This window comes from Shewanella sp. 10N.286.52.B9, assembly GCF_002873635.1.
Taxonomy (GTDB): domain Bacteria; phylum Pseudomonadota; class Gammaproteobacteria; order Enterobacterales; family Shewanellaceae; genus Shewanella.
On record NZ_MCTY01000185.1, the window covers coordinates 1 to 22,895 of the forward strand.

General features: G+C 44.0%; 17 protein-coding genes. 7 read left to right on the forward strand and 10 right to left on the reverse strand.

From position 1 onward, the window contains the following. Positions 1–692: 692 nt before the first annotated feature. Positions 693–1,040, forward strand: coding sequence for a hypothetical protein (locus BCU91_RS13415; RefSeq protein WP_102440604.1), 348 nt, complete (start codon positions 693–695; stop codon positions 1,038–1,040). 256 nt (positions 1,041–1,296) lie between these two features. Here BCU91_RS13415 and purL read toward each other — a convergent pair whose 3' ends face one another. Beyond that, positions 1,297–5,178 (reverse strand): phosphoribosylformylglycinamidine synthase, encoded by a 3,882-nt coding sequence (gene purL / locus BCU91_RS13420; RefSeq protein WP_102531710.1) that lies wholly within the window; start codon positions 5,176–5,178, stop codon positions 1,297–1,299. Positions 5,179–5,547: 369 nt separating this feature from the next. On the opposite strand from purL, the gene mltF reads away from it, so the two are divergent. After that, the gene (gene mltF / locus BCU91_RS13425) at positions 5,548–7,005 is read left to right on the forward strand and encodes a membrane-bound lytic murein transglycosylase MltF (protein ID WP_102531711.1); all 1,458 of its coding nucleotides are present in this window, start codon (positions 5,548–5,550) and stop codon (positions 7,003–7,005) included. Positions 7,006–7,302: 297 nt separating this feature from the next. Here mltF and tadA read toward each other — a convergent pair whose 3' ends face one another. The 3 genes from tadA to guaB all read right to left on the reverse strand — a co-directional run bounded on the left by tadA (position 7,303) and on the right by guaB (position 11,260). Next, positions 7,303–7,965: a tRNA adenosine(34) deaminase TadA gene (gene tadA / locus BCU91_RS13430; protein WP_102531712.1), complete on the reverse strand. Its 663-nt coding sequence runs from the start codon at positions 7,963–7,965 to the stop codon at positions 7,303–7,305. Between the two features lie 128 nt (positions 7,966–8,093). Then, on the reverse strand, positions 8,094–9,671 hold the full coding sequence (gene guaA / locus BCU91_RS13435) for a glutamine-hydrolyzing GMP synthase (RefSeq protein ID WP_076542725.1): 1,578 nt from the start codon (positions 9,669–9,671) through the stop codon (positions 8,094–8,096). A gap of 116 nt (positions 9,672–9,787) precedes the next feature. Beyond that, a complete protein-coding gene (gene guaB, locus BCU91_RS13440) occupies positions 9,788–11,260 on the reverse strand; it encodes an IMP dehydrogenase (RefSeq protein WP_102531697.1) in 1,473 nt (490 codons plus the stop codon). 121 nt (positions 11,261–11,381) lie between these two features. On the opposite strand from guaB, the gene xseA reads away from it, so the two are divergent. Beyond that, positions 11,382–12,710 carry an exodeoxyribonuclease VII large subunit gene (gene xseA, locus BCU91_RS13445; protein WP_102440579.1) on the forward strand — a complete coding sequence of 443 codons (1,329 nt, stop codon included), beginning with the start codon at positions 11,382–11,384 and terminating at the stop codon, positions 12,708–12,710. 83 nt (positions 12,711–12,793) lie between these two features. Here the strand turns inward: xseA and BCU91_RS20410 are convergent, their stop codons facing one another. Further along, positions 12,794–13,723, reverse strand: a complete 930-nt coding sequence (locus BCU91_RS20410; RefSeq protein WP_241904088.1) for a choice-of-anchor H family protein — start codon at positions 13,721–13,723, stop codon at positions 12,794–12,796. Positions 13,724–13,955: 232 nt separating this feature from the next. On the opposite strand from BCU91_RS20410, the gene BCU91_RS20190 reads away from it, so the two are divergent. The 4 genes from BCU91_RS20190 (at position 13,956) to BCU91_RS13470 (ending at position 18,064) form a co-directional block, all read left to right on the forward strand. Next, entirely contained in the window at positions 13,956–14,327 is a 372-nt protein-coding gene (locus BCU91_RS20190; protein WP_133126440.1) for a PepSY domain-containing protein, read from the forward strand. 60 nt (positions 14,328–14,387) lie between these two features. Continuing rightward, the gene (locus BCU91_RS13460; protein ID WP_102477216.1) at positions 14,388–15,065 is read left to right on the forward strand and encodes a response regulator transcription factor; all 678 of its coding nucleotides are present in this window, start codon (positions 14,388–14,390) and stop codon (positions 15,063–15,065) included. A gap of 7 nt (positions 15,066–15,072) precedes the next feature. After that, positions 15,073–16,449: an ATP-binding protein gene (locus tag BCU91_RS13465; protein WP_102531698.1), complete on the forward strand. Its 1,377-nt coding sequence runs from the start codon at positions 15,073–15,075 to the stop codon at positions 16,447–16,449. A 127-nt stretch (positions 16,450–16,576) separates the two neighbouring features. Then, on the forward strand, positions 16,577–18,064 hold the full coding sequence (locus BCU91_RS13470; RefSeq protein WP_241904089.1) for a DUF3300 domain-containing protein: 1,488 nt from the start codon (positions 16,577–16,579) through the stop codon (positions 18,062–18,064). A gap of 169 nt (positions 18,065–18,233) precedes the next feature. Here BCU91_RS13470 and BCU91_RS13475 read toward each other — a convergent pair whose 3' ends face one another. The 5 genes from BCU91_RS13475 to BCU91_RS13495 all read right to left on the reverse strand — a co-directional run bounded on the left by BCU91_RS13475 (position 18,234) and on the right by BCU91_RS13495 (position 22,893). Beyond that, positions 18,234–19,631 carry an ATP-binding protein gene (locus BCU91_RS13475; protein ID WP_102531699.1) on the reverse strand — a complete coding sequence of 466 codons (1,398 nt, stop codon included), beginning with the start codon at positions 19,629–19,631 and terminating at the stop codon, positions 18,234–18,236. Positions 19,632–19,664: 33 nt separating this feature from the next. Next, the gene (locus BCU91_RS13480; protein ID WP_102440584.1) at positions 19,665–20,324 is read right to left on the reverse strand and encodes a response regulator transcription factor; all 660 of its coding nucleotides are present in this window, start codon (positions 20,322–20,324) and stop codon (positions 19,665–19,667) included. 47 nt (positions 20,325–20,371) lie between these two features. Continuing rightward, complete coding sequence (locus tag BCU91_RS13485) at positions 20,372–21,199, reverse strand: FAD:protein FMN transferase (protein WP_102531700.1); 828 nt, start codon at positions 21,197–21,199, stop codon at positions 20,372–20,374. A gap of 153 nt (positions 21,200–21,352) precedes the next feature. Continuing rightward, entirely contained in the window at positions 21,353–22,663 is a 1,311-nt protein-coding gene (locus tag BCU91_RS13490; protein WP_102440586.1) for a DUF3570 domain-containing protein, read from the reverse strand. Continuing rightward, on the reverse strand, positions 22,654–22,893 hold the full coding sequence (locus BCU91_RS13495) for a DUF4266 domain-containing protein (RefSeq protein WP_198590472.1): 240 nt from the start codon (positions 22,891–22,893) through the stop codon (positions 22,654–22,656). Before BCU91_RS13495 ends, BCU91_RS13490 begins: the two co-directional genes overlap by 10 nt. Positions 22,894–22,895: the final 2 nt, after the last annotated feature.

Genomic DNA, 22,895 nt, shown 5'->3' on the forward strand with positions numbered 1-22,895 from the left:
AATGTTCAGGCCTTCACCATGTCCCAACCATTACGATGGGCGTTCGGCTACTCGGCAACTGCTCCTGCGTTGCTCTACCTCCTGCATCCATGCAGTCGTATGCCGTCTGCTGAAATCTCCATGGAAGGAGTGAATGCCAAAAAATGTCGGGAACATTTTAGGTCTTCTGCTTAATCACATGCCGAGTTACCCCGTTACGCGCTATCGGTTTTCATCTGGTTCGCTCTTTTCAGTCGATGACGCTGAAAAGCCAAGGCACTTATAAACCAAAGTCTTACTGGTTAGCTTGTACAAAAACTTCGCGATCGCGAGTTAAGCAGATCTCCCCACTCTTTATTGGTAGAGAAGGAGCATGAACTTTCTTTGCACTGCTGCATCATTTACGGTGGCCATTAGATCACGTGATTTCGTCGTCTTGTACCCTTGCTTCGCGGGGCAGACCCTGCCAACTCACCTTTAGCCTACGCCTCATATGATGTTCTTATTCATCAGCTCGCCTGTTGCCGATAAAAAAGTGCTAGCGGCTTCCTTCAGACCAATCCTCACGGATAAGCCCTTGCCATTCGCTAGTAGTTAACTTTTAATAACAGTATGTTATTCTCTTTTAGAAAGAGTAACGGTGATCTTCCTACAGAGGACTTTCACCTCATTAGTTCATGCCCATGCTGGGCGTTATATTTCTAGGAGAACATGTGCTCAATCGTGCAGCCTTAATATTAAGATATAAACAACCCGCAGTTGATTGGGTTAATAAAGCAGATCCATATAACTCCCCAGGGTTGACACTAGATTCAGCTAACGAAGATTTAAATGTTTATCTTATCTCAAACGAAGACTCTGATGATCCCGAGTCATTACAACGATGGATTAAGTTAAACTTAGATTTACTATTCATTGACGAATTAAGTGGGTGGTATACTGATGAATCTCTGTGGCCAAAAACTAGAAATATGAAACTTTTTAATAGTTGGTTCTCTGTGGAGTGTCATACAGTTCTCAATGACACAGTAGGTACACCGTTCGTTGACGACGAAATATAACAAGAATTTAAAGCGGGACTGCTAACAGTTTGCTCGGTTTCGCTTCGCTTCACAATTTAAGCAAACAATTATCAGCCCCTTAACGTGGGCGTTAATTCATCGAAATTTTAATCTGAAACTCACAGATAGAGTTAAATGTCTAACGCGTTTCTATCCAGAAATGAGTTAGCAATACTCTCCACACAAGTCCCATCCAATAAAAAGGCGACCATTTGGTCGCCTTTTTGCTGTTAACTCAATCTAGGTTAAGTGAAGCTTAACCTAACTTAACCCGTGCATTGCGGAACATACGCATCCATGGGCTGTCTTCGCCCCATTCATCTGGATGCCATGAGTTGGCAACGGTTCTGAATACTCGTTCTGGATGCGGCATCATAATCGTCACTCGGCCATCAGTGGTAGTTAATGCGGTAATCGCATTTGGCGAACCATTGGGGTTTTGTGGGTATTGGGTTGCTATAGCGCCATTACCGTCAACGTAACGCAGTGCCACTGTGCCTGTCGCTTCAGCGGCGGCTAAGGCTTCAACTGACTTAAACTCAGCGCGGCCTTCACCGTGTGATACTGCGATTGGCATACGTGAACCTTGCATACCTTCAAAGAAGATTGATGGGCTCTTTTGTACTTCAACCAAACTCGCACGTGCTTCAAAACGCTCCGAACGGTTACGGACAAAGTGTGGCCAATGCTCACTTCCTGGAATGATTTCTTTCAGGTTAGATAACATCTGACAACCGTTACATACACCTAATGCTAAAGTGCCATCACGTTCAAAGAACTGTGAGAACTCACTGCGAGCACGGTCGTTAAATAAGATTGACTTAGCCCAACCTTCACCTGCGCCCAGTACATCACCGTAAGAGAATCCACCACAAGCCACTAGGCCTTGGAATTCTTCTAGGTTGATGCGACCCGATAAGATGTCAGACATATGCACGTCGCGGCTTTCGAAACCTGCGCGATCAAAGGCTGCTGCCATTTCAACGTGGGAGTTAACCCCTTGCTCACGGATAATCGCCATCTTAGGTGCGACACCTTTTAAGATAAATGGCGCGGCAACGTCTTCGCTTGGGTTAAAGCGTAAATCAACTGTAAGACCTGGGTCTTTGGCTTGCTGCTTAAGTTCAAACTCTTCTTTAGCACATTCAGGATTGTCACGTAGTGACTGCATGCGATAAGTGGTTTCAGACCACATGGTGCGCAGTGCTACGCGGCTGTCACTAAATACTGGCGTCTGGCCATCAACGATAGTGATTTGATCATCTTGGGTTAGCTTGGCAATATATTGGCAAGACACGCCCACGGCAGCGAACTGAGCTTGAATGTTAGCTGAATCAGCTTTAGACACCTGAATAACCGCGCCTAACTCTTCATTAAACAAGCGCTCAAGGTCTGTGCCTTTAAGTGCTGCTAAATCAATATTAAGGCCGGTATTACCCGCAAATGCCATTTCCACTAGTGTCGTGAATAAACCGCCGTCACTGCGGTCATGATAAGCAATGACTTTTTGAGCAGCGACTAATGGCTGAATCACTTCAAAGAAGCTACGTAAGCTTGCTGCATCATCTAAGTCTGGCGCCACATCACCTAACTGGCTGTAAACTTGCGCTAAACAAGAACCGCCTAAACGGTTTTGACCATTAGCCAAATCAATCAGTAACAGTTCTGTATCGCCTTTATCAGTGCGAAGCTCTGGAGTCACAGTGTTGCGAATGTCTTTGACCACACCGAATGCAGTGATAACCAGTGACATTGGTGAAGTAACAGCTTTATCTTCACCGGCTTCGTTCCACGCAGTTTTCATCGACATTGAGTCTTTACCCACTGGGATAGTTAACTCAAGTTCAGGACAAAGCTCTTCACCCACTGCTTTTACTGCTTCATAAAGACCGGCATCTTCACCTGGGTGACCTGCTGCCGACATCCAGTTAGCTGATAATTTAATATGCTTGAATGAACCAATATCAGTACCCGCAATGTTTAAGATTGACTCGGCGACGGCCATACGAGCTGAAGCGCCAAAATCAAGTAATGCTAATGGAGTACGTTCACCAATAGACATGGCTTCACCGGCGTAGCTGTCATAACTTGCTGCAGTTACGGCACAATCAGCAACAGGAACCTGCCAAGGTCCAACCATTTGGTCACGGTTAACTAAACCTGTTACCGAGCGGTCACCAATGGTGATAAGGAAAGACTTATCGGCCACAGTTGGTAAATGCAAGATGCGCGATACCGCTTCTTTAAGGTCAATATTAGCGGTTTCGAGCGCTGAAAACTCAGCATTGGCAGTGACCACATCGCGGCTCATTTTAGGTGCTTTACCTAATAAAACCTCAAGGGGTAAATCAATTGGCTTGTTGTCAAAGTGGCTATCTTCAAGGGTGAGGTGCTGCTCTTCAGTTGCATCACCTACCACAGAAAACGGCGCACGTTCACGCTCACAAATTTTCTTGAAGGTTTCTAAATTCTCAGGTGCCACAGACAGAACATAACGTTCTTGAGATTCGTTACACCAGATCTCAAGTGGGCTCATGCCCGGCTCATCAGATGGTACGTTACGTAAATTAAACAATGCGCCTCTGTCGGCATCATTCACCAGCTCAGGGAAGGCATTTGATAAACCGCCCGCGCCCACATCGTGAATAAATTGAATTGGGTTATCGTCACCCATCTGCCAGCAACGGTCGATCACTTCCTGACAACGACGTTCCATTTCTGGGTTTTCACGTTGTACAGAAGCAAAATCTAAGTCTTCACTTGATTGACCAGAGGCCATTGATGACGCAGCGCCGCCGCCTAAACCAATGTTCATTGCAGGGCCGCCAAGTACAATCAGCTTAGCCCCAACGGTAATTTCGCCTTTTTGAACATGATCTTCACGAATATTACCTAAACCACCAGCAAGCATGATTGGCTTGTGGTAACCGCGTACTTCAACACCGTTATGGCTGGCAACTTCTTGCTCGTAAGTACGGAAGTAACCCACAAGGGCTGGACGACCAAATTCGTTATTAAATGCTGCGCCGCCTAATGGGCCTTCAGTCATGATTTCAAGTGGCGTTACAATACGGCTAGGTTTGCCGTAGTCGCCTTCCCATGGCTGCACAAAGCCTGGGATTTTAAGGTTTGATACGCTAAAGCCTGTTAAACCTGCTTTAGGTTTTGAACCGCGACCGGTTGCGCCTTCATCACGGATCTCACCGCCTGATCCTGTGGCAGCGCCCGGATAGGGGCTAATTGCTGTTGGGTGATTGTGGGTTTCAACCTTCATCAACACGTGCATTGGCTCGGTGTGATAGTTATAAACGCCATCTTGATCAGGGAAGAATCGACCGGCAACAGAGCCTGTCATGACAGCGGCATTATCTTTATAAGCTGATAACACGTTGTCTGGGGTGACTTCGAAGGTGTTTTTAATCATTTTGAATAATGATTTAGGCTGAACTTCACCATCGATAGTCCAGTCTGCATTGAAAATCTTGTGACGACAATGCTCTGAGTTTGCTTGAGCAAACATCATTAGCTCGATGTCGTTAGGATTACGGTTTAAGCGCACAAAGTTATCAACTAAGTAGTCGATTTCATCTTCTGCTAGCGCTAGGCCTAATTGCACGTTTGCCACTTCAAGGGCGCGGCGACCTTCAGCTAAAATATTGATGCTTTTGAAGGGCAATGGCTCAGTGCGTTCAAACAATACTGATGCTGCGGCAAACTCAGGTAAAATCACTTCAACCATACGGTCGTGGATTAAGCCTTTCACTTGCTCTAACTGCTGCGCTGTTAATGATGCTCCTGCAACATAGTAGGCAATACCGCGTTCTAGGCGTTTTACTTTGCCTAAACCACAATTTTGGGCGATGTCAGTTGCTTTAGATGACCAAGGAGAAATCGTTCCAGGGCGAGGTGTTACAAATATCAATGATCCTTCTGGAGTATGAGATTCAATTGCAGGTCCGTAGGTTAGAATGGTTTCAAGTTGCTGATATTCTTTATCATCAAGCTTGTCACTTAAATCGGCTAAATGGACATACTCAGCATAGATTTGCTCAACAGGAAGCGCTGCTGTTTCACAGGCCTCCATAAGCTTTTGAACTCTAAAAGCTGAAAGTGCTGGGGCTCCGCGAATGATCTCAATCACGTCAATTCACCTTATTAATTATAATGGCAGGGTAAGAATTGGCGCTATTATAGGGAATCACACCCTATAAATCACCCACCAAGGCGCGTGAGAACAGTGTTTCCCGTTAACGAAAACAATCAATTTAAATAACACATAAAAGCGCTTAAAATTTAAGCGTTAATTCGCGATTAAAAGCCAATTGTCATTTGGTTTTCTTTAATCAATTCAAACGTATATTTTACTCAGCTTGAGCCGGTTTCTAGGTGAAATAGCAAACTACTGCTAAAATATCTAAAGCGCTGACATTTTTTAAAACGGTATTATATTTTCAGGCTCAACATTGAATAGTGCACAGTGCCTAATACCAATAGCTTACAGATGGATATGACCAAACTTTTAACGATTATTTCATTCAGCTTTTTACTGGTGGCCTGTGAGCCACCTAGGTTTGAAGTCACTGAATTTGTTGAAACCTCCCCCAAACGTACCGTCTTAAAGGTAGGGACGCTTTACGGCTCGCAAACCTACCTCAACTCAGATCTTGGCGAGAGTGGTTTTGATTATGAAATGGCGGCAAAGTTTGCAGCGTATCTTGATGTGCCATTAGAAATGGTGCCTTACACCCACAGGCAGCAGTTATTCGCCGCTCTGCGAAATGATGAAATCGATATTGTTGCCGCCGCAATTACCACTACCCAAAACCGTCGTGAACAATTTTTACTGGGGCCAGCTTTATATGAGGTCAATCAAGTATTGATTTATAAAACCGGCACTCAAAAGCCAAGAAATCTTGATAATCTGAGCGGTGATATTTATGTCATCTCTGAGTCTGCGGCGGTAGATACATTAACCAGCTTGCAGCAATCACACCCAAACCTTAAATGGCAGCAAGTGTATGACAAAGACAACGAAGAATTGTTTTCTTTGGTGGCGAAAGGCGAGTTGCTTTATACGGTGGCAGACTCTAAAAGTCTACGAATAAATCAACGCTATTTACCTGAGTTACGGGGCAGTATCGTCCTAGATGATAAAACTGACGTTGTATGGTTATTGCGCCCCAATGGCAGCGACCGCTTAATGGGCTCGTTATTGTCGTTTTGGCATCAGCAAAAACGGAATGGCACCCTTGAGCATTTAAATGAAAAGTATTTTGGCCATGTTAAGCGCTTTGACTATGTTGATACTCGCGCGTTTATTCGCGCTATTGATAATGTGCTACCTGAATACCAAGCCTTATTTGAAAAACATGCTGGCGATCTCGACTGGCGTAAAGTGGCCGCCGCCGGTTATCAAGAGTCCCATTGGAACCCTAAAGCGCGCTCACCCACTGGCGTTCGCGGCATGATGATGCTCACCCAGCCAACGGCAAGCTCTGTGGGGGTGGATAACCGCCTCGATGCAGAACAAAGCATTCGCGGTGGCGCAATTTATTTGCAAAAAATGATCGATCGTTTACCAGCATCAATCCCTGACAGTCAGCGTATTTGGTTTGCCCTTGCCTCCTATAATGTGGGTTTAGGTCATGTGGAGGATGCCCGCAAAATAGCCCAAGGGATGGGTAAAGATCCCAGTGCATGGCGAGATGTCAAAGAGGTCTTGCCACTGCTGCAACAACGCAAATATTATCAACATACTCGTTATGGTTATGCTCGTGGTAATGAAGCGGTTCACTATGTGGAAAACATCCGCCGATATTACGACACCTTAGTGTGGGTCGATAGTCAAAATAAACAGCTTGAACTTATGCAGCAACAAGCTGAAAATGACACCACTGGCCCAGCTAAGACTTCAGCCAATGATGATAAAAATCCAGAAGATATTGTAAAATCAGCGGCGCAATAAAACCGTCACTTACTGGCTTTACACTGTCTAGGGTAACTTTTTAACCATCACCTTTATGCTAGTGAATGCAAGTAAGGGATACGAATTAGCAAATGGGGATTGTGAGCTAACCCAGTTTTAGATTTACAGCAAACCGGGCAGCGATGGTTTGTTTTCGAAAGTGATTTATGCTCGCTTTAACTAATATAAAACCTCACCAATGTAGTAAGGCTTAACATGAGAAGAAACACTAATAACAGCGCTCGTCGCCGTAATGCTATCAAGCTTAAACAACGTAAAATGCTTAACCGCCAGAAATTATTTTTCGCCTTTTTGCAGCAACAACTCTGATTGCTGTTTCAGTAACTTTTTAAGTGCTTTTTTTTCTTCTCTGCGACGTTTAAAAAAAGCACTTAATTGCCCAGCACACTCGCTCGCTAATACCCCAGACGTCACCTCCAGCTGATGATTAAAATCAGCATGTTGAACTAAATTAACCACACTGCCAGCGGCGCCGGTTTTTAAATCATCTGCGCCAAATACCACTCGTTTTATTCGGCTATGCACCATAGCGCCAGCGCACATGGAACAAGGCTCTAGGGTGACATACAAGCTAGTGTCTAACATGCGGTAGTTTTCAAGCACCTGCCCTGCGGCGCGAATACATTCAATTTCAGCATGGGCTGTGGGGTTATGCTCGCAAATACTTAAATTAAAGCCACTAGCAAGCAACTCATCATCTTTAACCAAGACTGCGCCCACGGGCACCTCTCCTTTGGCTTCTGCTAACCTGGCTTGCGCCATTGCTACTCGCATCCACTTTTCATCAATAGCTGTTTGTTCAGCGGTCAGCTCGGTTTCAACTAATTGACCGAGTTGATTGATCTGCTTATTAACCAGTTTATTCACTGGCTCAGTTTCAGGCTTGGTTTCAAGATCGGCATCAATGATAGGATCTGCAATGTCAGTAGATGTTGGCATGGGGGCTCGATAATTCATAACGCTTTAGTTGTAAAAAATAGCTGTAAAACAGTTAGATTGAATTAGATAGTTTAAAACAAAAAAGACGCCGAAGCGCCTTTTAGTTTATTCAGCAATATCTAAATGGGTTATTCCCATTCAATGGTTGCCGGTGGCTTACCTGAAATATCGTAAACCACACGTGAAATACCATCGATTTCATTAATAATGCGGTTAGATACACGACCTAAGAAGTCATAAGGTAAATGTGCCCAGTGGGCTGTCATAAAGTCGATAGTTTCAACTGCGCGCAGCGATACTACCCAATCATATTTACGACCATCGCCCATAACGCCGACAGAACGAACAGGTAGGAATACGGTAAATGCTTGGCTGACTTTGTTGTAAAGGTCAGCTTTGTGCAGCTCTTCAATGAAGATAGCATCCGCTAAACGCAGTAAGTCACAGTACTCTTTTTTCACCTCACCTAAAACGCGCACACCCAGACCCGGTCCTGGGAACGGATGACGGTAAAGCATGTCGTATGGCAGACCAAGCTCTAAACCAATTTTACGCACTTCATCTTTAAATAACTCACGTAATGGCTCAACTAGTCCCATTTCCATATCATCTGGCAAACCGCCAACGTTATGGTGCGACTTAATCACATGGGCTTTGCCTGTGGCGCTGCCTGCAGATTCAATTACATCAGGGTAAATCGTGCCTTGTGCTAACCATTTTGCATTAACGCATTTCTTTGACTCTTCATCGAAAATCTCAACGAAAACGCGGCCAATGATTTTACGTTTAGCTTCTGGCTCTGCTTCGCCAGCCATTTGCTCTAAGAAACGGTGCTCAGCATTAACGTGAACAATATTCAGTCCGAAGTGATCGCCAAACATTTCCATGACTTGGTTGGCTTCGTTTAAACGTAGCAGACCGTTATCAACAAATACACAGGTCAGTTTGTCGCCTATTGCGCGGTGCAATAGCATGGCCACAACCGATGAATCTACACCACCTGACAAACCTAAAATTACTTCATCGTTACCGATTTGTTTTTTCAGTTTTTCAATAGCATCTTCAATAATTGATGATGGTTTCCAGTTAGCAGGACAGCCACAGATCTCTAGCGCGAAGTGCTCAAGCATGCGCTTACCTTGACGAGTGTGGGTCACTTCTGGGTGAAATTGCACCCCGTAGAAATGCTTATCTTCATTGGCCATTGCAGCGTATGGGCAAGTGTCAGTTTTAGCGACAGTAACAAAACCTTCTGGGATTTCAGATACTTTATCGCCGTGGCTCATCCATACATCCAGTAATGGCTTGCCTGTTTCACTGATGGCATCTTCAATGCTTTTGAATAAGGCTGATTCCGTTTGCAGTTCAACCTGCGCGTAACCGAACTCGCCTTCGCCAACGCCTTGGATCACTTTGCCGCCAAGCTGCTCAGACATGGTTTGCATGCCGTAACAAATACCTAAAACAGGTACGCCAGCATTGAACACATATTCTGGTGCTCTTGGTGAGTTAGCAGCGGTAACGCTTTCAGGGCCACCAGCTAAAATGATGCCGTTAGGAGCAAAACCTTTAATTTGCTCTTCAGATACATCCCAAGCCCAAAGCTCACAATAAACACCGATTTCACGAATACGGCGGGCGATTAACTGCGTGTATTGCGATCCAAAATCTAGGATCAGGATTTTATGCTCATGAATGTTGCTCATGGGTTACCTTATATCTGGTTTGATCTAGTAGGTTTGCTTCAATCTCAAATGCATAATTTCAAATACATAATGAAATTGAAAAAAGGCGCTCAAATAAATGAGCGCCTTATTAATTATTAAGTGCCGCTACGATAGTTCGGCGCTTCTTTACTGATGGTGACATCGTGCACATGAGACTCGCCCATGCCTGCTGAAGTAATTTTAACGAACTCAGCTTTTTCATTTAATTCTTTAATGGTGGCACAACCAGTAAGACCCATACATGAACGTAAGCCGCCCATGTGCTGGTGAATAATCTCTTTTAATTTACCTTTGTAAGCAACGCGGCCTTCAATACCTTCTGGTACTAATTTGTCAGCAGCATTGTCACTTTGGAAATAGCGATCTGATGAACCTTGAGTTTGAGTCATCGCACCTAAAGAGCCCATACCGCGGTATGACTTATAAGCACGACCATTGTATAGCTCAGTTTCGCCCGGCGCTTCATCAGTACCAGCAAACATTGAACCTGCCATGATGCAAGATGCACCCGCTGCCAATGCTTTAGCTAAATCACCTGAAAAACGAATACCGCCATCGGCAATAACCGGAATATCAAGATGCTTAACTGCCGCTGCTGCGTCAGATACTGCAGTAATTTGCGGCACGCCAACACCGGTTACGATACGCGTAGTACAGATTGACCCTGGGCCAATACCCACTTTAACCGCATCAACGCCAGCTTCAACTAGGGCTAATGCGCCTTCAGCTGTTGCAACGTTACCGCCAACAATTTGTAAGTCAGGGAATGATGCGCGAGTATCACGAATACGTTGCAATACGCCTTCTGAGTGACCATGAGATGAGTCAATCAATAATACGTCAACACCGGCTTTAACCAATGCAGCAATACGCTCTTCGTTACCAGCACCAGCGCCAACGGCTGCACCTACACGTAAACGACCTAACTCGTCTTTACATGCATTTGGTTTACGTTCAGCTTTTTGGAAATCTTTAACTGTGATAAGGCCTTTAAGCTTGAAGTTAGCGTCAACCACTAGCACTTTCTCAACGCGGTGAGAATGCATTAATGTTTGTACTTCATCTAATTTAGTGCCTTCTTGAACCGTCACAAGACGATCTTTTGGGGTCATAACTTGTTCAACAGTCATGGTCCAGTCAGTGACAAAGCGCACATCACGGCCAGTGATAATACCCACAAGTTCACTTGCGTCATTAACCACTGGGTAACCAGCAAAACCATTGCGCTCAGTTAATTGCTTAACGTCAGCTAAGGTTGTTGATGGATTAACTGTAACAGGTTGCTGAACAATACCCGCTTCGTAAATTTTAACTTTACGAACTTCTTCAGCTTGCTGCTCAATGGTCATATTTTTATGAATAAAACCTAAACCACCTTCTTGTGCCATTGCGATCGCTAAGCGAGCTTCAGTTACGGTATCCATAGCTGCAGAGACAATTGGGGTGTTTAATTCTATTTTTCTAGTTAGACGTGTTTTGAGAATAGCGGTATTCGGGAGGACGGTTGAGTGAGCAGGCACCAGTAGTACATCATCAAATGTTAGTGCGTCATTTCTTAATCTTAACATGCAACATCTCCCAGAAATTGTAGGGTTTAGAAGGGGTAAATATTGCGGCGGGATTATACCTTGCATATTGGGGTTGGTAAATGGAAAATAGTCAAAAGTTCCGATTGGGTGGCCTAAATTGATGAAAAGCTCAAAAAATAATGTTTACTCCGTTTCGCGATTAAACGGTGAAGTCCGCCAGCTGCTTGAAGGAGAGCTTGGTAAGGTCTGGCTAGAGGCCGAAATCTCGAACTTTGTTTCCCCAAATTCAGGTCATTGGTATATGACTTTAAAGGACAGTCGCTCACAAATTCGTTGTGCGATGTTTAAAGGTCGTAATCAATCAGTCGCCTTTAGACCGGTTAATGGACAACAGGTTTTAGTTAAAGGCGCCATCAGTGTTTACGAGCCCCGCGGCGATTATCAATTACTATTAGAGTCGATGTTGCCTGCGGGTGATGGATTGCTAGCACAGCAATATGAGGCGCTTAAGCTAAAATTAGCCGCAGAAGGCTTATTTGCAACAGAAACTAAGCGCCCTATTCCACAAAATATCCAACGAATAGGTGTGATTACCTCAGCTACTGGTGCAGCCATTCGCGATGTAGTGCATGTGTTATCGCGGCGCGATCCGTCCATTGAAGTGGTGGTTTACCCCACTCAAGTACAAGGTGCTACTGCCAGTAAATTAATTATCGATGCCATCACTACCGCCAACAAACGTCTTGAGGTTGATGTGCTGCTACTCACCCGTGGTGGCGGTTCACTGGAAGATCTATGGTGCTTTAACGATGAAGACTTAGCCCACGCGATTTATAACAGTGCATTGCCCGTAGTGAGCGCTGTGGGCCATGAAATTGATACCACCATCAGTGACTATGTTGCTGATGTAAGAGCGCCGACGCCATCGGCAGGGGCTGAGTTGTTATCTGATGATAAAGGCAATAAAAGCCAAAAATTGACTGCGACTTTCGCGCGTTTAAGGCAAGCCTATCGTCATTACATATTGCATCAAAGCACCCAACTTGCTGAATTAAGCCACCAGCTGCAAAGACAAGATCCTAAAAGGCAACTACAACAGCTTGAACAACGTTTTGATGAAATGCAGTTAAAGCTTGAGTCTGCGTTGCAGCACAAACTGGCCCGCGCCCAAATGAGGCAACAACAATTAAAAAGCCGTTTGCAGCAGCAATCGCCAGTGCACAAACTCACCCTTGAGCAAAACAAAATGACTTATCTAAGTAATCGCTTAAATGAAGCGATGAAAAGCCGAGTTGATAACGCCAGTAAGCAACTCAGTTACAGCGCTCATAAGCTGGAAACCGTAAGCCCGTTAGCCACCTTAAGCCGTGGTTACAGTATTACTAAAGACAGTGATGGCAAGGTAGTTGAACAGGCGAACCAAGTAAGCTCAGGTGACTTACTGGTTACTCAGCTACATCATGGTGAGATTGAGTCCCTAGTTAAATAAATAGTGAAGTAACAGTGAAGTAGAAATGAATAACCACCGCGACGCTGTTAATTAATAAGAGTCACGGTGGTGAGTTAATAAGCTCATGACGTCATACTTTTTCGTCTCATTATTAGCAAGCCTACAGCTAAGATTAACATGACACCTGAGGTACTACCGCCACTGACTATCACTTCAGTTTCAATGATTTCTTCTTCAATATAAACCGTATCTCTATCGCTACTTTCTAACGGCAAGGCATATAAGCTATCAGCCTCTTCACTACTGATGGTGGCAACAATATCCTCATAACCCACCTCATATAAATCAATCAGTACGTCATAGTAATCGGTTTTATACCCTTGGGCTAAGGTGGTTAGCACCTCATAACTGTCATCTTCAGCTTCGCCATAAATGGTAAAAATATCGGTGGAGTAATAATGCTGCCACGGGCCGCCATTTCGGCTTAAATACAATTCAGCATAAACATTAGCAGGCTCGCCGACACTAAAGCCGTAAACATCAGCATCAAAGGTCACGGTAAAAGTTTGATAAAAACCATCTTCATCAAAATCATCATATAAATGACTGTAGGCCTGATAAATCGTAAAATCCCTAAGCCCCGGCTGCACATACATCATAGAGGCAGTATTGGTTATGGCATTATTGGTTAAGGTATTTTTAGGCGCTGCTTGTGATGTGGTTTGTTTAGATAACTGCGATGGCTGCGATAACTGCGATAACTGCTTGATGCGCACTGAACGCTCAACGGCTAGCGCAGGCTCAAGCAGCTTGGCATTATTTACCAATGCGTTAATGCGCTGCGGGTCAACTTTCACTTGGTTTGGCTTTTCTGAGGTAGTTAATTGTCGCCCTTCACTGCTCACTCGCACTTTTGCCTGTGCTTCAGTTGATAAAGCCGCCGTATTTGACAAAGCAGCCGCTTCAGAGGCGACAGCAGTGTGTACAAATCCGCTCATCGATAAAAGCACTACTGCCGTCAGCGACCATTTTGAAATAGATAAAGTCATCATAATCAATCCTTGTTTTCAATGCGCTTGGTGAAACCTGCTTTCTATTTAAGTGCATTGAAAATGAATATAAGCTGAACACGTTCAGCTAGAATTCATCAAAGCCATTAGATAATGATTAAAACTACTGCTGTGAGATAGGCAGTTTTGATAGCGAAGCGCTATTTCTATATTGCAGCAGATCTTTTACACTGATGACTGATTTCAAAGATAAATATTCAATTGGACTTGGCAAATGAGCAAAGTAACAACGAAATTACGCATTCCCCTGACTATCTTAATATTGAGTTTTCTCAGTATCGGATTAGTTCAGGCTGCGCCAGTTTCAGGCAATTGGAGTCAACAAGGCATCCATCAGCGTGCCCATCAATCGCCCAATCAGCATGCGCCCAATCAAAAAAAAACCAACCAGTCGAAAAAGTTAGCCGTTAATAGCTCACAGCAGGCAGCGCAACTGGCTAAAAGGCAATACTCGGCTAAAGTGCTGTCGGTGCAATCAACCTCAGTGAACGGCTCTCCTGGCTATCGGGTTAAACTACTGTCAAATAAAGGCATGGTGTTTTACGCCACCGTCAATGCACGTTCAGGTTCAGTTTCAAGAAACTAATCTTTAACCGCCATCGTTGCCAAAGCTTAATTTTTAGCAACTAAATTCAAGAGGCTAGGCATGAGAATATTATTAGTTGAAGATGATTTAGGCTTACAACACAATCTCACTGAGCACCTTCAAGGGGCAAATTACAGCGTTGATATTTCATCTGATGGCGAAGACGGATTGTTTCAAGCCTCTGAGTATCAATATGATGCCGCTATCATCGATGTGGGGTTACCTAAAATAGATGGCCTGAGCTTAATTACCCAGCTGCGTGAAAAACAAATCGATTATCCGATTTTGATTTTAACCGCTAGAGATGGCTGGCAAGACAAGGTGCTAGGGCTAGATTCTGGCGCAGATGATTACCTCACTAAACCATTTCAGCCTGAAGAGTTAGTCGCCCGTCTCAATGCATTAATCCGCCGCTCAGCTGGGCAAGCAAGTCCGGTGATCAGTAATGGCCCTTTTAGTCTTAATACCCGCACCTTAGCGTTAACGCATTTACAGCAGTCGGTTATTTTAAGTAGCTCCGAATTCAAACTGTTTGAATATTTTATGATGCATCAGGGTGAAGTGATTTCTAAACCCACCTTAATTGAACATATTTACGATCAGGATTTTGACTTGGACTCCAACGTCATTGAAGTGTTTATCCGCCGCTTACGTAAAAAGCTCGACCCTGATAACCAATATAAATTAATTGAAACTTTGCGTGGCCAAGGTTATCGCCTACGCCAGCTAAGTAAATAATCTTCTGATGAAAAAGCCATTAACTTTGCCTCGACTCGCACTCTTTAACTCCTTAAAAGTAAGGTTGATGCTCAGTGGCTTAGTGTTAATTGTGGTGTTACTGCCTCTCATTGGCGCGGCGGTTAATAATGCCTTTAAACATCAAATCGCCCAATCGATTAATAACCAGTTAAAAGCCTATGTGTATTCGGTGCTGGCAGTGGCTGAAGTCAAAGACAATAAGGTGGTGATGCCCAATTACTTATTGGAAAATCAATTTAATATTGTCGGCTCGGGTTTGTATGCACTTATCACTTCAAATTCTCCCTCTGGCGTTAATGAAGTATGGTCATCAGAATCTTTTTTAGGCTTAACCCTGCCTCAATTACCAATACCGGCCATGGGCGAAGGCAAGCTTACTCAAATCATCTTTGATGATGACATTAGTAATGAACCCAATAATCATGTGGTATATAGCTTCACTGTTTCTTTTGAAACAGATGACAAACCGATGCAAATAACGGTTCATATCATTAAAGATGACGCAGATTTTCAAAGGCAAATTAGTGAGTTTAGCAACACTCTATGGACATGGTTAGCAGTGTTAATGGTGGTACTAGCCTTGATACAGGCCATATGGTTGCTGTGGACATTAAAACCGTTAAACCGTTTTACTCAAGAGCTCACGTTAGTCGAGCAAGGTGAGCAAACTCGCATTGAGCAAAACTACCCTATAGAGCTCAACGCGGTGGCAAAACAGCTCAATGTGCTATTAAAAACCGAGCAACAGCAAAGGCAGCGTTATAAAAATGCCTTAGCCGATCTAGCCCATAGTTTAAAAACCCCCTTAGCTGTGCTGCAAAGCCAAAAAGACTTAAGTGCCGACTCCAAAGAGCAAGCCAGCAATATCAATAACATCATTAGCTATCAGCTCAATAAAGCCAAAACTAGCGGTAATAAGCCTTGGCATTTAGGGGTTAAAGTGGATGATGTCGCCAGCAAGTTAATCAGAACCTTAAGTAAAATATACCAACAGCAACACCTTGATATCGATTACCAAGCCCAAGCCAACATACTATTTAAAGGTGAAGAAGCTGACTTAAGTGAAATGCTTGGCAACCTGTTAGACAACGCCTGTAAAGCCGCTAAGGCCCAAGTTTGCCTTAGCGTAGTTCAAACCGATAACCAATTACACTTTATCATTGAAGATGACGGCAAAGGCCTAAGCCCTGAGCAGCAGCAAGGGATTTTTGAACGTGGCATCAGAGCCGATACCTACCAACAAGGTCACGGTATTGGCTTAGCCATAGTGCGTGATATTGTCGAAAGTTATCAGGGGCAATTAAGCGTCGGTGCATCTGACACTTATGGCGGCGCTAAATTCACCATCACATTTAATGACTAGCTTTTACCATTAGCCGCTTAATTCACTCAAAATAAATTCCCTGCTTTCATCTTGTGTTCATTTTCACTTCGTTATCCTATATCTAACATTCAAAAACTGCCTTTATCAAAAAGGAGTTGGAGACGATATGATATTAATGAATACGACTTTTAATCGCATCAGAACAAGCCTAGTTGCCGTGTGCATTATGCTTTCTCCTGCGGTATTAGCGGCCACAGACAACGGCGCACAAACACTGGCGAGCGATCAAGCCTACAGTCAAGATACTGAACAGCAGCTGTCTGAAGCGCAGCTGGCACAAATGCTTGCTCCTATTGCCTTATATCCAGATAGTTTGTTAACCCATATTCTGATTGCGTCTACCTACCCTCTAGAGGTAGTACAAGCCCATCGCTGGCAGCAAGAAAATAGTCAGCTTGATAGCGAACAAAAAATGCAGCAAGCCGAGCAACAGGATTGGGACCCTAGCGTCATGGCATTGGTGGCCTTTCCCACTGTGCTTGAAAAGCTTAATGAAGATCTTGATTGGACTCAGGAGTTAGGTGAAGCATTTCTGCAAGATGAAGAAACGGTATTAGCCAGCATTCAAACATTGCGCCATCAAGCCGATGAAGCCAATAGTTTTGATGATATGGAAAACATGACCATCACCCGTGAAGAAAAGCAGATCATTATTGAGCCTGCCCGTACGGAAGTGGTTTATGTTCCCTATTACGACCCAAGAATTGTTTACGGTAGCTGGCGCTGGAATGCATACCCACCAGTATATTGGCGTTATCCATCTTATGTGCATTACCGCCCGAACCGCCCGATTTATTGGGGGCCAAGTGTTTACATTAACTTTAACTACTTCTTTGGCGCGGTGCATTGGTCAAGTAGACGCGTGGTGGTGATTAATCATCATAAGACTCGTTACTATCGTAAGCCCCATAAGATTGCCTATAGCCAAGGCTCACACCGCTGGAAGCACAAACCTGCTCATCGCCGCGGGGTTGCATATAAAGCGCCGAGAGTAAGCCATAAGTATGATCGTGCCCGTTACAATAAAAGCCACAAGGTGGCTCATTCTCAAAAACCTGGTCATAAAGGTAAGCCTGCACAGCTGCATAACTCTAAGCCAAGCCATATAGCAAAGCAGCAACGTGTTAATAAAGCATTAAAAAATAATCATAATGCTAAGCCGAGCTATAGCTCAAGACCCAGTACTAAGCCAAATACTAGACCGAGCACTAAGCCCAGTACTAGACCGAGCACTAGACCAAGTAATACGAATAAAATGCATAATGGCCAGCAGGATAAAGCGCTGAGAACGGCAAATAAATCACAGCCAAACCGTTCAAATAAGGCTAATCAAAGCCAAAAAGCGACCAAGCAACCGAGCAGCAGACAAGCGACAAACAGGCAGGTTACTAATAGACAAGCGACCAGCAGACCGACTGTTAATAAACAGCAAAGTAGCAAGCACTATAACCAAACAGCGCGAGTGAATAACAACCGTAGCGCCCAAAACCACAGCATCAAGCCGCAGCAAAGAGCGAGTAATGCATCCCACAACAACCGTGGTGGTAGTCGCTCAAGCAGTCATCACTCGTCGTCTAAACAGCGAGTGAAATAAGTAACGAGTGAAATAAACTGCGCTTTGTCTGAGTCAGAAGTTAAGTCATAAGCTGGGCCAGAAGCTGAGTTAGAAGCTGAGTTAGAAGCTGGGTCTGAAATAAATAAAAAGCCTGAATCACATTCACTGTGACTCAGGCTTTTTCTATCCCAAGATTAAATAAGTTAGTTTAATTGGGTAACACAATGTTAACCTTTAGCCCTTGAGGCTTAGCTTGATGAAAACTCATATCACCTTGATGCAACATAATGATGAGCTGACAAATGGATAACCCTAGCCCTGCACCTTGGGATACATTTTCATCAACCCGATAAAAACGGTTCTTGGCTAAATCAATTTCGCTTGCAGACATCCCTATTCCCTGATCAATGATATTAATGACGCATTGGTTAGCATCTTGCTCAGCGCGAATGCTAATAACCGATTCTTTAGGGCTGTATTTACAGGCATTTTCGATAATATTTTTTAATACTAATTCAAGATAAAAGCTATCAGCTTTAACGGTAAGTCCCTTAGGAATATCAAGCTGCCACTGATAATCGGCCACAATATGCACTAACTGATTAATCACATTATCAATTAGGCTTTGTAAGTCGCATTCAGCCTTATTAATCGCTTCAATGGCATCAACCCTTGAGAGTAATAACAGTTGCTCAACAGTATGACTCATACGCTTAATTCCCTGCCCCATGGCTTGAGTATAAGGCATTACTTGTTGCTTTAAGCTTTCATCGGTTGATGAATTAATCACGCTTTCTAAACCATCACCATGAAGTTTAATGATGGCTAAGGGGGTCTTTAATTCATGGGCGGCATCAGCACTAAAGCGTCGTTCGCGGATCATCATATCGGCGATACGGGCTAAATAACTATTAAGCGACTGCTGAATTGTAATAAGTTCTGACGGTAAGCGGATATTAATTGGCGCTAGATCTTGAGCACTGCGATAAGCTAAGTGACGTTCAAGTAGTTTGATGGGTTTAAATAAGTAGTAAGTCACCAATAGCATGATAAGCAACATGATAGGCGCAATAATCAAAGGCGAGCGCCAGCTATTGGCGTTAATCTTATCCACCAACTCTTGGCGCACATCATCACGCTGTGCAGTCACAATCCACACCTGTTGCGCCGTTGAAAACAAGCTGTACACATGCCAGGTGTGCTCACCGACTGCCTGATAGGCATAGCCGTGGTTAAAATCCGTTAGCGGTTTTACACCAGTATTATCTGAGTATGCAAGTAACTCACCTGCTGCGGTAAATAATTGAAATGACAGCTTTCGCTCGTAAGAGAGGGTTTCTACCGTAGACTGCTCGGCAAAGGTTTCTATGTCAGACTCTGACACATGAAAGCGAATAGGTTGCTCAATTAAGCTTGCTACTTTGGCGGCAGTAAGCCTTTTGACATAAAACAAATCCAGCACTTTAGCGGTTTGTACCATTTCAGCATCAAATAGCTCTTCTATCTCGTACATGGCATCGCGGCTACTCAGCACACTGGCAACGGATACGGTCAGTAAGATACCGACTAACATCAATAAACTAAGGGAGAAACGTAACGAAAACATAATATCCTTTTATGATCTACTGACCATTAATACTTATTGAATTTCAGCTAAAATATAGCCAATGCCCCTAACAGTTTTAATCAGTTCTGGGGCCATTTTTTTACGTAAATGATGAATATGCACTTCAATGGAATTACTGCCGACTTCATCCCAACCATAGGTTAATTGCTCAAGCTGGCTGCGGGTTAGTACTCGCCCTGCTGATTGGGCAAACTCCAATAACAATTGATATTCCCGCCGTGGCAGATTGATTAATTGCTCTCGAAAATGCACTTCACAACAACTGAAATCGATGGTCAATGCGCCGAAACTAAATTGATTGTTATCTAAGCCGTGTTGGCGGCGAACAATCGCTCGCAGTCTTGCAACTAATTCCCGCACATCAAACGGTTTACTGAGATAATCATCTGCGCCAATGTCTAAACAGTTTAAGCGAGTATCAAAATCCGTATTGGCTGTAAGCACAATAATCGGCAAAGATACTCCCGCTTTACGCCAGTGCTTTAATAAATCTTCGCCATTGCCATCAGGCAAACCTAAATCAAGAATAATGGCGCTAAAATCTTCATTATCCAGCGCCGCTAATGCTTGGTTATAAGAACATAAGTGATCCACTTGGATCCCTTCTTTAGCCAAACTCAAAACCACGCCTTGTGCTAATAACTGATTGTCTTCTACTAACAATACCCGCATCGGTTATTCCCTTATTACTTTTATAATAACTAAAGCGCGATTTAAGCTTATCTAAACACTTTAAAGTCAACACCTTGCTCACTCAAAAAGGCTTCAGCAGCAGCGCCTTTTAACATTGCCATGGTCGATAACATTCCCGCGGTTACGCTATTTGGCCCTAATACCGTCACTGAAAGCGGCGCTTGCTCCACAGGATATCCTGTTCGAGGATTAATAATGTGGCCATAGCGTTTTTGATCCACTTCAATGTAGCGCCGAGTGGTGCCGCTAGTGGCTAATGCGCCTTGGCGTATGGTTAACAGCGCCGCGGCATTATCCAATTGCTGCGGGTTTTCAATCCCCACTTGCCAGCCATCTGGGTTAAGGATGGGACAGGCAATATCGCCGCCAAAATTAACTAACACAGAGATATCAGGCCAACGCTTGCTGAGTAATTGCGCTGTACTATCCACCGCATACTCTTTGCCTATGCCACCAAAATCTAAACTCATTGCTGCAGGCATAGTCAATTGGCTGTCAGTAAAATCAATGGCGCTAAAATCCACTAGCTTTAATGCCGATTTAATCGCACTAGCTGGTGGCACTTGATGACTACCATCAAAGCGCCACAACTTCATTAAAGGACCTGCGCTGATATCAAAAGCGCCATCACTTAATTGATAACATTGCTGGGCAAATTGCAGTAAATGCGCCGTTTCAGCATCAATGTTAACCGCCTGCCCTTGGGCATTGTTGAGTTGCCAAACAATATTACCTTGTAAAAAACGGCTATATTTACGCTCTATTCGTTTGGCTTCAGCCACAGCGATATTTAACATCTGCTGGGCAATCTTCTCATCATCTAGTCGCATTAACATTTCACATGGACTTGCCATGGCGCTAAATGAACCTAAAAAGCCCCAAGGGCGACGTGTAAGCGTCGCGACCTGTGGGGCCTTAGATGTAGCGGCTTGTGATGTAACAGCGGCTTTATTTAACAATTTCAATAACTCTGATGTTTTGCGTTTATTTATCTTAAGACTATTTATTTAAAACGAATAGCTTATTTGAGCTACGATTGCTTTCACCGATGGAAATAAATCCTGATTATTTAACTCACCAGGGATATCTGTGCCGTTGTTTTCAGGGTTTTGCTGATAATACTCAATACGATAGCTCAGTTCATGGCCGCCAGATAAGCGATGACCAAACTTAAGCCCTACGGTATACGCTGACATGTCACCAATGCGATAATCCGCACTGGCATACTCAGGTAATGCTGCTTCTGTGCGCAAAAATGGCTGATAAAACTCAGCAGCTTGCTGCTGGTAATAACGCAAATGCAGCTGGCCATATAAGCTTGGAGTAAAGTAATAGCGATAATGGGTTTCTAAAGTGTGCGCTTGAATATCCCAGTCATCAGTATTGTAGCGATAAGAGAAATCAATCACCCCTGAGTCCAATGCGCCTTTTGCTAACAAGAAAACACTGTGCTTAGTGCGCGAGTCTGGGCGGTTTTCATAGCGATAACCATGGGACTCACCATTACCATCGACCATACTGAGAATTTTATAGGGATCGGTCATATAGCCCGACACACTTGAAAAACCGTAGTTGGCTTGCATTAACCAGTTACGATTCAAGATTTGGGTCACACCTAGCATGACATCAGCGGTTTGCTTGGTGTCATCACCGTCTAATCGAGTGGCGTCAAATGCAGCTTGAAAGGCATCATCACCATCATAATCACCGCGAAATACCATTTCTGATAACGCCACAGGACGTCCGCCCACAGGATCAACAGTATCATTCGTATAGGCACCCGATAAGGCAAGGGTGGTGTTGTTTTTGTTAAAACTGCGCTCCACCCCCGCATTTAAGCCTAATGATAAATAATCATATTCTTTAGAACCATAAACACCTAAGTTAACCGTCCAGTCAGGATTTAAAATTTCCTGCCAATTGGCACTTAACTGCACCCGGGTATCTTGGAATGTATCATCAAGGGGCGTTTCACCTGGGGCGACCGTATACTCTCCCTTACCTGAAGGTCGAGTAAAGGTTTGGCTGATGGATTGTGCTACAGCGCCAGAGGCTGAAGCGCCGGTTAAGCTGTCGACAACGATTTTCATATCTAGCAGCGAATCTTCGCCAAAGGCTTTTTGCACATTACCAATAGCTTCAACGGCTTGTACACGGTCTTGCTCACCGTAATACATAATGGCGGCATCGACTTTCCAATCATCGTTTGCCGGTACCGGCTCTTGTGCGCTAGCTTGTTGTGACAACAAACTGCAGCTAGCCATGGCCAATGCACTAGCGATGCTTTGTTTCGGCGTTAGTTTCGAAGTTAGTTGCATCCACAACCTCCGCCAGCTAATGAGCGTCCGCCACTGGTGCCTTCTTTACTGAAGTAAATATGGTCATCCAATGCTAAATCTAACTTTTCATTATTAAGTGCCATATCAGCGCGGGCAAATTGATCCTTCTCCCACGGCTCTACACCTAAACTCGAACAGCCTGCTAAACTACTGATAACTGCTAAGGCAAATAACAGCTTAATGTATTGCTTAAAACTCGATATTTTCATCG

Coding starts and splice junctions, on each gene's coding strand:
- BCU91_RS13465 (WP_102531698.1), top strand. CDS start 15,073: ATGAAAAAGCCATTAACTTTGCCTCGACTCGCACTCTTTAACTCCTTA.
- xseA (WP_102440579.1), top strand. CDS start 11,382: ATGAAAAGCTCAAAAAATAATGTTTACTCCGTTTCGCGATTAAACGGT.
- guaA (WP_076542725.1), bottom strand. CDS start 9,671: ATGAGCAACATTCATGAGCATAAAATCCTGATCCTAGATTTTGGATCG.
- mltF (WP_102531711.1), top strand. CDS start 5,548: ATGACCAAACTTTTAACGATTATTTCATTCAGCTTTTTACTGGTGGCC.
- tadA (WP_102531712.1), bottom strand. CDS start 7,965: ATGCCAACATCTACTGACATTGCAGATCCTATCATTGATGCCGATCTT.
- BCU91_RS13490 (WP_102440586.1), bottom strand. CDS start 22,663: ATGCAACTAACTTCGAAACTAACGCCGAAACAAAGCATCGCTAGTGCA.
- BCU91_RS20190 (WP_133126440.1), top strand. CDS start 13,956: ATGAGCAAAGTAACAACGAAATTACGCATTCCCCTGACTATCTTAATA.
- BCU91_RS13495 (WP_198590472.1), bottom strand. CDS start 22,893: ATGAAAATATCGAGTTTTAAGCAATACATTAAGCTGTTATTTGCCTTA.
- BCU91_RS13485 (WP_102531700.1), bottom strand. CDS start 21,199: ATGGCAAGTCCATGTGAAATGTTAATGCGACTAGATGATGAGAAGATT.
- BCU91_RS13460 (WP_102477216.1), top strand. CDS start 14,388: ATGAGAATATTATTAGTTGAAGATGATTTAGGCTTACAACACAATCTC.
- guaB (WP_102531697.1), bottom strand. CDS start 11,260: ATGTTAAGATTAAGAAATGACGCACTAACATTTGATGATGTACTACTG.
- BCU91_RS13470 (WP_241904089.1), top strand. CDS start 16,577: ATGATATTAATGAATACGACTTTTAATCGCATCAGAACAAGCCTAGTT.
- BCU91_RS20410 (WP_241904088.1), bottom strand. CDS start 13,723: ATGATGACTTTATCTATTTCAAAATGGTCGCTGACGGCAGTAGTGCTT.
- BCU91_RS13475 (WP_102531699.1), bottom strand. CDS start 19,631: ATGTTTTCGTTACGTTTCTCCCTTAGTTTATTGATGTTAGTCGGTATC.
- BCU91_RS13480 (WP_102440584.1), bottom strand. CDS start 20,324: ATGCGGGTATTGTTAGTAGAAGACAATCAGTTATTAGCACAAGGCGTG.